This window comes from Christensenella hongkongensis (assembly GCF_000981035.1).
GTDB classification, from domain to species: Bacteria; Bacillota; Clostridia; order Christensenellales; family Christensenellaceae; genus Christensenella; species Christensenella hongkongensis.
Genome location: NZ_LAYJ01000045.1, coordinates 1 through 16,321, shown reverse-complemented (window position 1 = coordinate 16,321; position 16,321 = coordinate 1). Strand labels below are relative to the sequence as shown.

Annotated in this window: 15 protein-coding genes; 14 read left to right on the top strand and 1 reads right to left on the bottom strand. The window is 49.2% G+C overall.

Annotated features, from left to right (window positions below):
* Positions 1-47 precede the first annotated feature (47 nt).
* The 10 genes from CHK_RS15475 (at position 48) to CHK_RS02150 (ending at position 12,039) form a co-directional block, all read left to right on the top strand.
* On the top strand, positions 48-812 hold the full coding sequence (locus CHK_RS15475) for a hypothetical protein (protein ID WP_052740178.1): 765 nt from the start codon (positions 48-50) through the stop codon (positions 810-812).
* Positions 813-827: 15 nt separating this feature from the next.
* Positions 828-1,589, top strand: coding sequence for an AAA family ATPase (locus CHK_RS02190; RefSeq protein WP_046442403.1), 762 nt, complete (start codon positions 828-830; stop codon positions 1,587-1,589).
* A gap of 185 nt (positions 1,590-1,774) precedes the next feature.
* Complete coding sequence (locus CHK_RS02185) at positions 1,775-2,839, top strand: LacI family DNA-binding transcriptional regulator (protein ID WP_046442402.1); 1,065 nt, start codon at positions 1,775-1,777, stop codon at positions 2,837-2,839.
* Between the two features lie 305 nt (positions 2,840-3,144).
* On the top strand, positions 3,145-4,176 hold the full coding sequence (locus CHK_RS02180; RefSeq protein WP_046442401.1) for an alcohol dehydrogenase catalytic domain-containing protein: 1,032 nt from the start codon (positions 3,145-3,147) through the stop codon (positions 4,174-4,176).
* Between the two features lie 76 nt (positions 4,177-4,252).
* On the top strand, positions 4,253-5,281 hold the full coding sequence (locus CHK_RS02175; RefSeq protein WP_046442429.1) for a substrate-binding domain-containing protein: 1,029 nt from the start codon (positions 4,253-4,255) through the stop codon (positions 5,279-5,281).
* 77 nt (positions 5,282-5,358) lie between these two features.
* Positions 5,359-6,873 (top strand): sugar ABC transporter ATP-binding protein, encoded by a 1,515-nt coding sequence (locus tag CHK_RS02170; RefSeq protein WP_046442428.1) that lies wholly within the window; start codon positions 5,359-5,361, stop codon positions 6,871-6,873.
* Positions 6,874-6,884: 11 nt separating this feature from the next.
* Positions 6,885-7,874, top strand: a complete 990-nt coding sequence (locus tag CHK_RS02165; protein ID WP_046442400.1) for an ABC transporter permease — start codon at positions 6,885-6,887, stop codon at positions 7,872-7,874.
* A gap of 17 nt (positions 7,875-7,891) precedes the next feature.
* Entirely contained in the window at positions 7,892-9,292 is a 1,401-nt protein-coding gene (locus CHK_RS02160) for an L-fucose/L-arabinose isomerase family protein (protein WP_046442399.1), read from the top strand.
* Positions 9,293-9,382: 90 nt separating this feature from the next.
* Positions 9,383-10,936: a xylulokinase gene (locus CHK_RS02155; protein ID WP_046442398.1), complete on the top strand. Its 1,554-nt coding sequence runs from the start codon at positions 9,383-9,385 to the stop codon at positions 10,934-10,936.
* A gap of 71 nt (positions 10,937-11,007) precedes the next feature.
* Positions 11,008-12,039, top strand: a complete 1,032-nt coding sequence (locus tag CHK_RS02150) for an aldose epimerase family protein (protein ID WP_046442427.1) — start codon at positions 11,008-11,010, stop codon at positions 12,037-12,039.
* A gap of 63 nt (positions 12,040-12,102) precedes the next feature.
* Here CHK_RS02150 and CHK_RS02145 read toward each other — a convergent pair whose 3' ends face one another.
* Complete coding sequence (locus CHK_RS02145; protein WP_046442397.1) at positions 12,103-13,095, bottom strand: lipoate--protein ligase; 993 nt, start codon at positions 13,093-13,095, stop codon at positions 12,103-12,105.
* Between the two features lie 416 nt (positions 13,096-13,511).
* Here CHK_RS02145 and CHK_RS02140 point away from each other — a divergent pair, with 416 nt between their 5' ends.
* The 4 genes from CHK_RS02140 (at position 13,512) to CHK_RS02130 (ending at position 15,957) form a co-directional block, all read left to right on the top strand.
* Positions 13,512-14,216: a PHP domain-containing protein gene (locus tag CHK_RS02140; protein ID WP_046442396.1), complete on the top strand. Its 705-nt coding sequence runs from the start codon at positions 13,512-13,514 to the stop codon at positions 14,214-14,216.
* Positions 14,217-14,332: 116 nt separating this feature from the next.
* A complete protein-coding gene (locus CHK_RS02135) occupies positions 14,333-14,539 on the top strand; it encodes a DUF1858 domain-containing protein (RefSeq protein ID WP_046442395.1) in 207 nt (68 codons plus the stop codon).
* Between the two features lie 50 nt (positions 14,540-14,589).
* The gene (rd, locus tag CHK_RS15970; RefSeq protein WP_059109614.1) at positions 14,590-14,748 is read left to right on the top strand and encodes a rubredoxin; all 159 of its coding nucleotides are present in this window, start codon (positions 14,590-14,592) and stop codon (positions 14,746-14,748) included.
* Positions 14,749-14,763: 15 nt separating this feature from the next.
* Positions 14,764-15,957, top strand: a complete 1,194-nt coding sequence (locus CHK_RS02130) for an FprA family A-type flavoprotein (protein WP_046442394.1) — start codon at positions 14,764-14,766, stop codon at positions 15,955-15,957.
* Positions 15,958-16,321: the final 364 nt, after the last annotated feature.

The following is a 16,321-nucleotide window of genomic DNA, read 5'->3' as shown; positions in this document are numbered from 1 at the left end:
TAAAATAGATCGATCATACGGAGACAAACAGGAAAAGGAGAAAAGTGATGGCAAGGTTTATGGCAGATTTTTATGTGGACAGGCCGGATGCGGATCAGTTTATTGCATTTGTGTCGCAGGATTTTTTCGGGAAGGAAGGATACCAGTATGTAAATTTCAAAGGCGAAAATGTATGGAAAAAGGGCGTTGGAGCGCTTGCAGCGCCGCAGTTTATCAAGCTTGAGTATATGGGCGGGCGGGTGCACCTCGAGGCGTGGCTGCGCACTGTATGGCTGCCCGGCGTATATGGCGGGGAGATGGATTTTACCGGGGCGTGGGGATTTGCCGTTAAGGACAGCTTCCATAAAACAGTGAACCAGCTGATCGGACTTTTGCAGCAATCGCAGGTATTGCAAAATGGAGCGGCGCCCCAGCAGCCCACAGAGCCGGCAGGGCAGACTGCGCCGGACATGCAGCAGGCGCCGCCAGCCGTTCAGGGAGAGCAAAACTTCGGGCAGGAAGCGCCGCAACAGGTATACCAGCCGCAGCAGCAGGCGCCGCAGGGCGTACCGGTGTTTGTTCACGATCCGAAAGGAAGCGCGACGCTTGCCCTTGTAATGGGGCTGGTAAGCATCCTTGGCATCTGGGTACCGATCATTGGGATTGTTTGTGGTATTATCGGAATTGTCAGCGGCAGGAAGGGAATGCGTTCCACGGCGAGGGGAATGGGAACCGCAGGCTTTGTGCTCAGCGTTGTTTTTCTGGCGGTATCGATTATCGTAGCCGTATTCTCTGCAATGATGTTGCTCGCGTTCGGTTATTACGCGTACTGAGCATGGGGAGAAACAATGTATGTAAAACAGGTTGTACTGCGGCAGGATAAGCGCGCGGAGCTGGAACGGTCGTACCTGGCCGGGATTCCGGCAATAAGGGCGCTTTACCGGCCGCTTGAATTGACAAAAAAGGTCACTTTCCTTGTTGGTGAGAACGGCAGTGGAAAATCGACGCTGCTCGAGGCGGTGGCAGTGGCATACGGCTTCAATGCGGAAGGCGGTTCTAAAAATTTTAATTTCTCTTCACGCAGCACGCATTCCAGCCTGTATGAGTACATCAGGATTGCAAAAGGAATTCCTTTTGCAAAAGACGGATTTTTCCTGCGCGCCGAAAGCTTTTACAACGTAGCCTCCAATGTGGACGAGATGGAGGAAGAGCGTTCAGGCATCTATCATTCCTACGGCGGGGAATCGCTGCACGCGCAGTCGCATGGGGAAAGCTTTATGGCGCTTGTGGAGAACCGCTTTTGGGGAAACGGGCTGTATATCCTTGACGAGCCGGAGGCGGCGCTTTCCCCGGCAAGGCAGCTTTCCCTTCTGGTGATGCTGCACGGGCTTGCCAGCCGCAACTCGCAGTTTATCATTGCAACGCATTCTCCGATCCTGATGGCGTATCCCGATGCGGATATTTTTGTTTTGGGCGAGCATGGCATAGAGAAGACGATGTACGAGCAAACAGAGCATTACTTTATCACAAAACAATTCCTCAACCATCCGCAGAGAATGCTGGATGAATTGTTATACACGGGAGAACAGGGAAAAACAAAGGGAAATTAATTTAACCTGCAAGGGCGAATCCTGGAAATATATTTCAGATTCGCTTTTTTGCGACAGAAAGGCTTGCTATTTATAAAAATGCGTGATACTTTATAAATATATTTTTTAATGAATTGCGTTCACGAGCACACAACGAAAAATAAAGCAGGCAACTCTGAATGGAAGCTGCGTAAAGGATACGGTTTATGCAAAAAAGACATACATCACAAGATATTGCGGATTTGCTTGGTATTTCCAGAGGAACGGTCTATCGGGCGCTTAATAACGCCGGAAGGATCAGCGAAGAAACAAAACGCAGGGTTCTGGAAACCGCAGAGAGGATTGGCTACAAGCCCAATAAGCTTGCGCGTACGCTGGTGTTGCAAAAGGACATCCGTATTGTAGCGATTCTGCCGAGCATACCCGAGTACTTTTTTGGAAAGATCGAGCAGGGCATCAGGGATGCGGAAAAGGAACTGAAGGATTTTGGCGTAAGCGTTACCTATTACCATACCAAGGCTGTCAACGACGTATGCGGGCAGATCGAGCTGTTTGAAAAAGCGATACAGGAAAAGTATGACGGAATGCTGATCATACCCGCAAACCCGGTTCTTTTGCGCCCCCATGTGGACGCTGCGGTTGAGGCCGGGATGCCGGTGGTTGCGCTCAATAACGATCTGCCGGACAGCAAGAGGCTTTGCTTTGTGGGCGAGGACTCCATGATGGCGGGCAGGGTGGCTGCAGAGCTGATGGGAAAGTTTCTTGCGAAAAAGGGACAGGTGGCAATCCTCTCAGGGTTTCCACAGGCTTCCGGGCTGCGCGAGCGCGCAGAGGGCTTTATCAGCGTCATGAAGGAAAGCTTTCCGCAGATTGAGCTGATTGGCACCTACGAGTATTTTGAGGACAAGGAAGAAGCCTACCAGATCACCAAACGGCTGACAATCGATTACCCACAGCTTGCGGGCGTATTTTTGACCACAACGACGGGACTTGAAGCCTCCGCAAGGGCAATACTTGATTGCGGGAAACAGGACGTTATAAAGGCGATCGGTTTTGACGTAAATGACGAAATAGAAGAGCTGATGCAAAAAAATGTGATTTATGCGGCAATCCACCAGGATCCGCACGCGCAAGGCTATTACTCACTGAAAATATTATCGCGGTATCTCACGGACGGTAAAATGCCTGAGAAGGAACATCTGTACACCAGGCTGGGGATATTGCTCAGCGAACGGCCCAGTGTGGATGGGTACCCGCTCTATAAATATTGAAAAGCAAGTAACGATAGATTTTTAACCAGACTCCAGAAATGACAGCAAAAAAATGAATAACGCATGAAAACAGGCTTTTTCCAGGCAATCGAAAAGGCGGTACTTTGTTTAATCTTTTGAGTGCACGTGAACGCAAGCCGAATGAAGTACAGAAAAAGTTTCCGCATCATTCTTGGCCACACCTGATACATGGCAAAAGTTGGAAAAAAGGTAATATTAGCATCTCAAAGGAAATTTTTTTGCAAAATGAGTGCACGTGAACGCGGTTGGAAAAATAACAAAGGCAGAAGGGAAGGGTTGACAATATGCTGGCATATATTTTTAACAGGGACGAAAAATTTGAACTGGTAGAGAAGGAGCGCCCAAAGGCAGGGAAAGGCGCGGCAGTGATAAGGGTGCTCGCGTCGTCCATATGCGGTACGGATTTCAGGACATACCTGCATGGCAGCAAAAAGATCGCCCCGGGCACTACAATCGGCCACGAGATGTGTGGAGAGATTGTCGAAGCCGGCGCGGGTGTGCAGGGGTTTGCACCGGGGGATATCGTGTCGGTTGCCCCGGCGCTTGGATGCGGTGAATGCAGGATGTGCCGCAGGGGGCATACGAATATGTGCGATCATCTGGAAACGCTGGGGTTCCAGTGTGACGGAAGTTTTGCGGAATATATGGAAATACCTGCACGGTACTTTGAAATGGGAAATGTGAACCATGTGCCCCAAAATGTACCTTATGAGCAAGCGGCGCTTGCGGAGCCGATTGCGTGCGTGGTGAACGCGCAGGAATTCCTGAATATTGGCGAAGGGGAACGTGTTGTGGTATTTGGTTCCGGATTTATCGGATGTATGCACGCTGAGCTTGCCTTGGCAGCAGGGGCGGAAAAGGTGATGATGATCGAACCAAACGAAACGCGCAGACAGGCTGCAAAGGAACTGATACCGCAGATTTTTGCGGTTGAAGGGAATACGCGGCACAGCGTGCTGGAGCTGACGGAAGGCTGTGGAGCCGATGTTGCGATTGTTGCGTGCTCTGCAGGCGCGGCACAGCGCGACGCGCAAAGCATCATTGCAAAACGCGGAAGGATCAGCCTGTTTGGCGGACTTCCGGGGGAAGGAACAGGTTTTTTGGACAGCAATATCATCCACTATAAAGAGCTTGGTATATATGGGGTGCACGCATCAACGCCAAAACAAAACAGAAAGGTGCTCGCATGGATGTCCGGCGGCAAAATCGATGCAGGAAAATATATCTCGCAGCGGTACCCGCTTTGCAGGATTGGGGACGCATTTGAAGATATTCGCACAAAGGGCGTTATGAAGGCGGTAATAACGTTTCAATAACGGACGTAATCGAAGATCATAAGTTTCATTCACAAGAATGAAATCCTATAAAAAAGTAATGAAAGAGGGAGAAAAAATGAAAAAAAATTTGATGGTTATCGTAGCTTTATTGTTAACGGCGGCTATGCTGGCTGGTTGCAGCGGCACTTCCGCAAACGCGCCTGCCGCATCCGCAGGAGATGAGGGAACACAGGCTGTGTCTGCGGCAAATCCGGACGACGTCTACTATATGGTTACGTTCTCTTCGGGGATCGAGTATTGGAAGGGCTGTTATAACGGTTTTGAAAGCGCGGCGGCCAAATATGGAGCAAAAACCGAATATACGGGCGCGAATACAAACGACGTAAACCAGGAGGTTACCGTTTTGGAGCAGGTCATCGCCAAAAACCCTGCGGGCATTGCGGTAACGTGCGTGAATCCGGAGGGGCTGAAGGATCCGATCCAGAAGGCGATAGATCAGGGTATTCCAGTGGTGACGTTCGACTCGGATTCTCCTGACAGCGGACGCTACTCCTTCCTTGCCACCGGTAACTATGCGGCGGGCGTAGAAGCGGCAAAGGCTATCGCAGAACTATGCGGCGAACAGGGAGAAGTCGGGATACTGCAGGTGCCGGGCCTGCTGAACTTGGAGGAACGCGCAAACGGCTTTAAAGAAACAATCGAGGCCAATTATCCAAATATGAAGGTGGTACAGACTGTAAACGGTAATCTCGACCAGGCGGAAGGCGCGAAGGTAACGGCGGGAATGCTACAGGCAAATCCCAATATGAAGGGAATCTTCTGCACGGACTCCACCGCAGGAGTAGGCGCGGGTACGGCTGTCAAGGAAGCGGGCAAGGAAGGCGCGATCCAGGTTGTAAGCTTTGATACGGATTCTGCGACGCTCGATATGATTAAGGAGGGCACGATCCAGGCGACGATTGCACAGGGCACCTACAATATGGGCTTCTGGTCGTTTGAATTCCTGTATGACCTGCACAATAACCATGCTAATCCAGTGGAAGGCTGGAAGGAAAAAGGCATCAGCCCACTGCCGACTACGGTCGATACAGGCGTAAGCATTGTAACGAAGGATAATGCGGATTCCTTCTACATGGAAAAATAGGTTTGATTTCCTTTGTATCCGGCTTCGACAGAATCGAAGCCGGATACAAAACAAGGATGACGAAATGGGGGAACGCTATGTCACATGACGAGATTATTTTGGAAGTAAAGGATATTACAAAAAAATTCCCCGGCACGCTCGCGCTCAATCAGGTGCATTTCAAAGTGCACAAAGGGGAAGCGCACGCGATCGTAGGAGAGAACGGGGCGGGCAAATCAACGCTCATGAATGTGATTTCCGGGCTGATGCAGCCGGATGAAGGGGAAATTATATTTATGGGTGAGAAGGTGCAATTTTTGACGCCAAAGGCAGCGCAGGATGTGGGGATCGGTTTTGTGCACCAGGAGCTGAGCCTGTGCTCTCACCTGAAGGTAAGCGAAAATATTTTTATGGGAAGGCTGCCGCGCAAGGGAATGAAGCTTACGGACGCGCGTGCGCTGCATGAGAATGCCAAACGCTATCTGCAGAAATTCCATGCGGATTTTGGGCCGGACGACCTTGTAAAGGACCTTACGGTTGCACAGCAACAGATTATCGAGATTGCAAAAGCGCTTGCGCTCGACTGCAAATTATTGATACTCGACGAGCCGACTTCATCCATTACGGAAGCGGAAACGGTGGTGCTGTTCCAGATATTAAAGGAAATCAAGGAGCAGGGGGTGAGCATCCTTTATATCAGCCACCGTATGGAAGAAATATTCGAGATGTGCGATTCGATCACTGTCATACGGGACGGCTGCTTTGTAGACAGTGTGGAAGTGAAAGACGTAACGCCGGACCAGGTTGTACGGATGATGGTAGGGCGCAATATAGAAAACCTGTATCCGGAAAAGGCGGCGCAAACCGGCGAAGTGATTCTGAAGGTGAATGGGCTCACGAGCAGGGGCGTATTTGAGGACGTTTCCTTCGCGCTCAAAAAGGGCGAGGTGCTCGGCTTTTACGGACTGGTGGGCGCTGGGCGTACGGAGGTCATGCGGGCCATGTGCGGAATCGACCAAAAGGATGACGGTGAAATTATTTTTAAAGGGCAGACGGTCAAAAACCAGGACTATAAAGAAGCGATATCGCACGGGTTTGCATATCTTACGGAGGACCGCAAATCGCAGGGGCTGTTCCTTGATATGACCATTGAGGAGAATATTGCGGCGGCAAAGGTAGACAATATAAGGTCCGGGCTTACCATCGACAAGGCAAAGCAGGGAAAGCTGTGCGACCGGTATGTGGGAGACCTTGAAATCAAGATTGCTTCAAACCAGCAAAAGGTAAAAAGCCTTTCAGGCGGCAACCAGCAAAAGGTGATGATCGGCAAATGGCTTGCGACCAATCCCCAGCTTCTCATTATGGACGAACCGACGCGCGGAATCGACGTGGGCGCAAAATCAGAAATCCATAAAATGCTGCGTAAGCTTGCAAACGAAGGGATTGGCGTGATCATCATTTCTTCAGAGCTGCCGGAAATCATAGGCGTTGCGGACAGGGTGGTCGTGATGCACGAGGGGAAAATCAGCGGGGAGCTTTCGGGCAGCGACCTGAGCGAAGAAAATATTATCGTGTACGCATCGGGCGCGCAGCAGAAAACAGCCGCAAGCTAAGGGGGAGAAAAATGGAAGAAAGAACACTTCAAAATCAAAAAAACGCAAATACATTCAAAAAGCTGTTTGCTTTCAGGGAAACCTCGGTTATTTTCCTGATCATTGGCATCACAGTAATCCTGAGTATCATTTCGCCGTATTTCCTGACAAGCGCAAACCTTTCGACAACAGCGCTGGGGCTATCTGCGGATGGAATTATTGCGATTGGAATGACAATGGTTCTCGTGATTGGCGGAATAGACCTCTCGGTTGGTTCTGTGATGGGGCTATCGATGGTAACTGCCGGTGCGCTGTATATCTTTTTTGGAGTCAATATCTGGCTGGCTGCACTCATTGCCCTTGGAGTAGCGCTGCTGTGCGGCTTATTCAACGGATACTTTATCGGAAAGATCGGCCTCAGCCCGCTCATCGCGACGCTTGGTATGATGAGTATTGCGCGCGGCGCGGCATATGTGCTGACCGAAGGTTCGCCGCTGTCGCTTTCGGGCGTATCTGAGGAGTTCCGTGTGCTTGGCAGCGGAGACCTTGCAGGGATTCCGGTATTTGTCATTATTTTTGTCGTCATAGCGGTCATAGCCGACTTCCTGTTCCGCAAGTCTGCGCCGCTGCGCAATGTGTATTACACAGGCAGCAATGAAAAAGCGGCGCTCCTTTCGGGCATCAATACGGCAAAGATCAAGATGATCGTTTACATTGTATGCGCGCTTCTCGCAGGCATTGCGGGAGTGCTGTCACTTTCGCGCTTTAATGTGGCGGCTCCAAACGCGGGCGTGGGAACGGAGATGCGCGTGATATCGGCGTGCGTGATCGGCGGCGCGAGCCTGACGGGCGGGGAGGGCACGGTATTCGGCTCGATCCTCGGCGTGATATTGCTCAATATTATCAACAATGGCCTTGTGCTGATGAGCGTATCGGTATATTGGCAGGACCTTATCAGCGGGGCGATTTTGATACTGGCAGTAACGATCGACCAGCTTTCACACAGGAAAAAAGGAAATTAAACATAAGGAGAAAAACGATGTTGCAGAAAATGAAACCAAAGGTTGGCCTTTTAGGAATCATGCAGGGGCTTTATGACGAGTCGCAGCCGGAAATACCGGAAAACCAGACAAAATTTGTAAAGGAGCTGACCGCTTATCTGGATGATGTAGTGGAGATCGATTTTCCGGAGATTGCAAAGGACCGGGATGGAATCGAACGCATCGTAAAAACGTTTAACGATAAGGATTATGATGGAATTATATCCCTGAACCTGCTGTATTCGCCGGGAATGCGCGTGGTACAGGCAATGAAAGACAACAGGCTGCCGGTGCTGATCGCAAACATCCAGCCGCTTGCCGAGGTAACGCAGGACTGGAACTGGAGCCTGCTGACAACCAACCAGGGCATTCACGGCTCACAGGATACGGCAAATATGCTGATGCGCCTTGGCGTAAAGCCAACGATTATTACAGAGGATTGGCATACGAAGGCGTTCAAGGACTTTGTAGAGGACTGGGCTGCGGCGGCTTACACCAAAAAACGTCTGAAGTCCGTCAAGGGAGCTGTATTTAACAAAATGCAGGGCATGGGCGACATCCTTGGGGACGAAGTGGCATATTTCCAAAAATTTGGAATGGAAATCGATTACGAGTCAATCGGGCTTGTGGTGGAGGAATTTGAAAAAGTAACAAAAGAGGAAGTGGACGAGCAGGTAGCAGAGGATGCGAAGAATTTTGAGATTATGCCGAACCTGCCGAAGGAATCGCACCGTTACGCGGCCCGGCTGCAGATTGCCTTTGAAAAATTCATGGTCAAAAAAGGGTATGAGGCGTTTACGCCAAACTTTACCATTTACCACGATGACGGCGCAAGGCTCCGGCAGCTGCCGATACTGGGCGCGTCAAACCTGCTTGCCAAGGGCTATGGTTATTCGGCGGAGGGGGACGTGCACGCGATGCTGCTTACCGTGATAGGACACCTTTTGATCGGCGATCCGCATTTCACCGAGATGTATTCGCTCGATTACGTACGCGATGCGGCGCTGATGAGCCATATGGGAGAAGGAAACTGGAAAATCGCCCGTAAGGACAGGCCCATAAAGCTGATTGACCGTCCGCTGGACATTGGGGATATGGAAAACCCGCCCACGCCGATTTACAGCGCACAGCCGGGAGAGACGACGATGGCAACGCTGGTGCCTGTGGAAGGCAGCCGTTACAGGATGCTGATTTCAAAGGGCGAGGTGCTTGATACGGAAGAAATCCCCGGGATTCCGATGAATTATTCGTTTTTTAAACCGGATCAGGGAATCCGTGCGTCAATGAACGACTGGCTGAAATATGGAGGCACGCATCATCAGGTGATGTTTACAGGCGACCATATGAGAAGGCTGCGTATGCTGTGCGATGTACTCGATATCGAGTGTATCGAGGTTTAAGGTAACAAACACACCAAAATAGAAACGACGCCAGGAGAACATACGGCCCCTTTGGGAGTATGTTCTCTTGGTAAAATAGGAGAAACAAATATGGAAGAGGTTCTATTGATGTCGGTGGATCTCGGAACGAGTTTCATAAAAACCGGCGTGTATGATATGGACAGCGCCTGCGTAGCGCTCAGGACAGAGCCGGTCAGGGATGAGAGGCCAAAGCCCGGCATCTTTATCCAGAGGGGAGACGATCTGGTAACTTCCGCGGTTTCCTGTATGAAAAAGGTATGCGATGAGCTTGGAGGCAGGGTGAAAAACATAGCGGCAATCGCTTTTACAGGCCAGATGTCCGGGTTTATGGGGGTGGATCATGAATGGAATGATATCACCACATGGTCGTGCTCGCTTGACAGCCGGTATATGCCGTATGCGCAGCGCCAAATGAAGGAGCTGAAGAGAGAATTCCTTCAGACCAGCGGCACAAATGCTCCGCAGATGGCGCCTAAATTTGAATGGTTCAAAAAGGAATTTCCGGAGGAAAGCAAAAAGATCAGGAAATACCTGATGATCAGCGGATATCTGATTGGAAAGCTTTCCGGAATGCCTGTCGAGGATGCGGTGATCGATACGACCTACACGACATGGACGGGCCTTGCAGATATTGGGAAGGGAGCATGGTCGGAGCGCATTTGCGACAGGATCGGGCTCGATACCAAATACCTGCCGCGCATCGTTTCATCCAATACCATATGCGCCAACCTTTCCAGAAAAATGGCAGAGTATACCGGCCTTAGAGAAGGTGTGCCGCTTGTTTCCGGCGCGGGGGACAAGATGGCGGGCGCGCTCGGAAGCGGCGCGGTATCGCCCGGGGATATGATTTTTGAGGCTGGTTCTTACGGGGAGATCAGTTGCTGTGTACCGGATTACAGGCCCGATTTACAGACGGGCAGAATCGATTGCCTGCCATCCGCAGTACCAGGATGCTTTTTTGCGACAAAGTTTGTAGCTGGTTCAGGGATTACGCTTGACTGGTTTGTAAATACGTTTGCACGGCGCGACGGGGAAGAGCTATCAGAAGCGTTTTGCAGGCTGGAGCGGGATATGCGGAATATACCTCCGGGATGCGGCGGGCTTATGGCGATTGGACTTTTGGGAGGAAGCTCTATGCCGCTTGACGGAGCGCTGCGCGGAATGTGGATGGGGCACGACTGGAGTCACGGGAGGGAGCATTTTTATAAAGCGCTGCTGGAGAGCTTTACATATGATTTCAATCTTACGATTGACACAATAGAAAAGCTGTATCCTGAATACCGCAAAAAAGAGGTCAGGGCAATCGGAGGCGGCGCAAAATCTGCGTTCTGGATGCAGATGAACGCAGATGTGACAGGAAAGGCTTATCAGGTGCTCCACAGGGATGATGCGGCAATGTGGGGCGGAGCGCTGCTCGCGGGAAATGCGGTTGGCATATTTCCGGACCTTAAAGATACGGCAAAAGCACATGCAAAAGTTGCTGCGGAGTATGCCCCGAATCAGGATATGTATGAAAAATACAAACCCTTCCAAAAGCTATATGAACAATCCCTCAAAGAGCTGCATGGGTTTTACCGGAAAATTCAGGATACAAACAATATGGGTGCGAAAGCCACCTCATAAGGTAGGTTCACAATACAAATGGGAAAAGCGGCGCGCATATGCGCCGCTTTTCCTTTGGAAAGGAAAATACGATGGCAACAACAGAAAGAGTGTGCAAAAAAAACGGAAAAGAGGTTTACATTTACAGGATTGCAAATAAAAACGGTATGCGCTTAAAGGCGACCAATTATGGGGCCGCGATCATGTCCCTTGAAATTCCGGATGTACATGGAATGCTTCAGGACGTGGTGCTCGGTTTTGATACGCCGCAGGAATATTTTGCAGAACAACCATTTTTGGGGGCGACCATCGGGCGCTGCGCAAATCGCATCGCCGGAGGAAGCTTTGCGGTTGGAAAGGAAAAATACCATATTCCATGTAATGAAAACGGAATCAATTTGTTACATAGCGGAACATTTGGATTTCACCGGGCTGTATGGGAGGGGAAAACAGGGGAAGGAGACAGGTTATTCTTTACGTACAGAAGCCCTGACGGGGAAGGGGGATTCCCGGGGGCAGTGGATGTGTGCGTAACAATGAGCCTTACGGAGGAAAATGCGCTTCGCCTTGAATACGGGGCGCGTTCGGATGCGGATACCGTATTGAACCTTACAAACCATTCCTATTTCAATTTGGATGGCGGCGGGCGCATCGAAGATCACAGGCTTTTCATGGAAGCCGACTATTATACGCCGGTCGATGAGAACCTGATTCCAACAGGAGAAGTTTTAAAGGTGGAAAATACGCCGTTTGATTTCAGGGAAACGCACCGGATTGGAGGGATGATTAATAGCAAAGCGCGCCAGATGAAGCTGTGCGGCGGATACGACCATAATTTTGTGCTGAGGGGCAGGGGACTGCGCCGCGCCGCACGGCTTGAAGCGCCGGGAAGCGGTCTTGTGATGGAGGTTTTTACAGACAGGCCCGGAATGCAGTTTTATACTGCGAACGCACTTGCAGGAGTCAGGGGAAAGCGGGGGAAACGTTATGGGGCAAGAAGCGCCTGCTGCTTTGAAACGCAGCTGTATCCGGACAGTGTGCATCACGATCATTTTCCATCGTGTATCCTTGGAAAGAACGAAATCTGCCGGTCAATAACCGAGTATCGTTTTTTTATAAAGTAGAAGACGCAAAAAAAACAGCCATACCCGCAATGAACCGGTATGGCTGCCTGTGTTCTGGATTATTTAATATCCCTGCTCGACAATGTATGCCGCAATATCGTCCGTGATCTGCTTTTGTTCTTCGGTTTCAGGAAGGCTGCGGAGGCGTTCTGCCAGCTCCTGGCTGCGGAATACGCTCCCTTTCAGTGCATTGGGGATGGAAGCCATAAAGTCCGCATCCATTGCGTCTGAATAAAGCGTAGCGTCTTCAATGACCGCATCCTTGGTTTTGAGTAAAAGCTCAATTCCGCCCCAGGCAAAACGTGTTTTGATGGTGATGTCAAACTGCGGCGTCTGGCCGAATAGCCAGTCCCATCCTGCATTGCGTTCTTCGATTTTTGCGATTTCGTCCCATGCTTCCTGCGTGAAGGGATATTCCTGCGGCTCCCCATATTCTGCGGCAAAGGATTTTTTGAGCGCCTGAGTCATGCTTTCGGGTGTGATCTGGGGATTGAGCTCTGCAAGGTTTACGACACGGGAACGTACGGACGCGATGCCCTTGGATTCAATTTTATCTTTTGGTACCGCTAAATATTTGGATAATTTTGTCATATCCGTATTGATGAGGATTGTACCGTGGTGAAACGCGCCGTTTTTGCGGAAACAAAACGCATTGCCGGAGAATTTCCTGCCGTCCGCCAGAATATCGTTCCTGCCGGAAAATTCAGCATCTATACCAAACATTTTTGCCGCGTCCAGCATGACCTTGAGTTGGCGGTGCAGGTCGTAAGTCTCGCGTCCGACAATAAAGGAAAAGTTGAGGTTTTCCATATCGTGGAACACTGCTCCGCCGCCGGACACCCTGCGCGCAAGAATCCCGCCGTCCGCCCCCAGTTGTTCGTGACGGCATTCTGCCCAGGCATTCTGGTTTTTTCCAATAATAATGGAATCAGAATGGATATAAAGGTAAAGAATTACATCGCCAGGGCTCACATGGTTCATCATATATTCTTCCACTGCGAGCGTGTGATGCGGGTTGTTGTTTGGAGAAAGATAAAAATAATAATGATTTTGCATAATAACCCCTTTGATTTTTTGATAAAAATACGATTTCTGAAATTATGTCAGACTGCTCGCTCTCAGGATAGCAGCCCAATACTATTAATATCATAACATATGCGGAGTGTTTTTTCATCAAATTGTGTGTTGGTTGCCGCTCATTTTTACGCTTATGGATATCAAAATGATATATTGGACATATTCTGCAAAAATTTTCATGCTGCAATGTTTCTATGTATGGAAGTATTACATACCGCCTGCTTCCTTCGCAAAATCGCATGCGTTGGAAGCAAAGAAAAGCAACGGGAAAATAAAATATATCAAATTGCCACAGGTGTATTTTATTAAAAAAAAGCTGCGATATATCAAGTTTTGCGTTGCACGGGAGGTATTAATATACTATGATAGGAGTGTAAGAATGCGGAGGTGGCATATTGAAATATTATCAGGCGGAATTGCATTGTCACACGAAGGAAGTCAGCCCGTGCTCGCGGATACCTGCCAGATACCTGATCAATGGATATCAGGAAGCGGGATACCGTTATGTATTTACGACAGATCATTATCACCCGGAGGTATTTGAGGTACCGAAGCTCAAACGGAAATCGTGGAAGGAAAAAATCGATTATTTCTGGAATGGCTACGAGCATGCGCTCAAGGCGGCGGAGGGAACGGGCATTACCGTGCTTCCGGGGATGGAGGTCGCCCTTGGCATCGATCAGGAAAGCGGGCTTGGAAGCGATTTTCTGGTGTATGGATTCACTCGGGAATTCTTATATGACGAGCCATACCTGTACCGGCTCAGCTTTCAGGATTTTTACAGGAAAATGCACGAGAACGGTTTTCTCGTATTCCAGGCGCACCCGTACCGCTATGGCCTTACGCCGGTAGAGCCTGTCTGCTATGACGGAATAGAGATCGTCAATACGCACCCGAGGCATTTTTCGCGCAATAAGCTTGCGATCGAATTTGCGGCGGAGCATGATCTGCTCATGATCGGCGGAAGCGATGCGCACAGTGAAGAGGACGTCGGCCGGGGAGGCGTGATGCTCCCGGACGGTATTCACAGCGCGCAGGAATTTGTCCGGTTCATCCGGGAAAACGGTTCGCCGGAACTTATTGTGACGTTTGGCGCGTAAAAAAACGTTTAGCCAATTTGGGGAACGGTTATTTATGAATATATATGATAATTTATATATTTTAGAGATCGATAAAAAAGCAGTAATTAATGATTGAGGGAAAGAGGTAAAAATCAATGGCAAAAAAAGTAACGAAGGATATGAACATCATGGATATTATCCAGGTAGACGAAGGCTGCGCGGATATCTTTATGGAAGCCGGAATGGGCTGCCTTGGTTGCGCGGCTGCGCATTTTGAGAATCTGGAACAGGCTTGTGCCGTCCATGGAATTGACGCGGATGCTCTGGAAACAAAGCTGAACGCGTATCTTGCAGATAAATAAGGGACGATTGTTCCGCATTATAAATCAATTACTAAAGGAGAACAAAACAAATGGAAAAATATGTATGCACAATCTGTGGCTATGTTTACGATCCCGAGGTGGGCGATCCGGATAACGGCGTTGCGCCAGGAACAAAGTTTGACGATATTTCCAATGACTGGGTATGCCCTGTTTGCGGAGCCGATAAATCGGCATTCGAGAAAGAATAAGACGGAGGGGTATGTATGACAGCAGCACCGACAAAAATAACGGACGGCATCTGGTGGGTAGGTGTTCAGAATCCTGATCTGCGTATTTTCGACGTAATCATGAGAACCGAATGGGGAACTTCCTATAATTCGTATTTGATTCAGGGAAGTGAAAAGATTGCGGTAGTTGACGCTGTAAAACAGGGATTCTCGGAAGAACAGCTGGAGCGCATCAGCGCGGTTGTCGATCCGAAGAAAATTGACTACATTATATGTAATCACACAGAGCCTGACCATTCGGGCGCCTTGGTTAAGCTGATGGATGCGGCTCCAAACGCAGTGGTTGTATGCTCGCGTCCTGCAAAAACGTTCATCAAAGAGATCATTAACAGGGATTTCGAATGTATTGTTGCGGGCGACGGAGTAACGCTTGACCTTGGCAATAAGACGATTGAGTTTATTTCAGCGCCTTATTTACACTGGCCGGATTCCATTTTTACGTATGTGAAGGAGGATGCGTTCCTGTCTTCAGGCGACGTATTCGGGGTCCACTATTCGGCAGGCCAGATATTCGACGACCTTACAAAGCTTGACGCGAATATGATCGCTTCCCAGAAATATTATTTCGATGTGATTATGTCGCCGTTCAAAAGCTATGTTTTGCAGGCGGTTGAAAAGATCCGGAACCTGAAAATTGATGTGATCGGCCCGTCTCACGGTCCGGTTTTGCGTCAGGATCCGTGGGGCGCTGTGAAGCGTTACGAAAATTGGTCCATGCCCACGATCAACGATCCGAAAAAGATTTATATCGGATATGTTACATGCTACGGCTATACGGCAAAGCTTGCCGAAAAGCTGTATGAAGGAGCGGATCAGGATGGCGTGGAGGTAGAAATCGAGGATGTTTCCAAGATTGCTGCGTCGGAAGTTGCCGCAAAAATCCATAATGCGGATGCGTTTGCGCTTGGATCGCCAACGCTCAACAGGGATGTGTTAAAGCCCGTATGGGATGTAATGACTTCCCTTTGCTCTTATGTGGTCAAGGGAAAGCACGCGGCAGTATTTGGCACCTATGCGTGGAGCGGGGAGGCCTGCAAGTATATGAGCGAGCGGCTGACCGATCTTGGCGTGAAGGTGGTTGGCGAAGCAAAGGCGAAGCTCAACCCGAACGAAGAGGAACTTGCAGCGGCTTACCAGCTTGGTGTAGACCTCAGAAAAACGGTAAAGTAAAAAATTTATTATGAATATATGAATAAAGGACTGTTAGGGCGAAGACGTCGTAACAGTCCTTTTTTATTTGTGGATGTGGGAGATTGTCAGTATATGGCATTTTATAAAAAAGTAAAAAAGCCACAAATAATTTTGAATCGAGACAAAAAAACAGGATCAAACGTAAAATTATATAAATCATTTTTTCGCTTAAATAAAGGTAATTTAACTATATAAACACATCCTGAATAAAAAAAACAAAAAAGATAAAAAAAGGAGTTGACATGGGGGAGGGAGTTTGGTATTATAAATAAGCCGCAAAAAACGCGGCGAACCTTGAAAAAACAATACAGTACCAAGAACGAAAAGAAAATGCTTGAAAGCG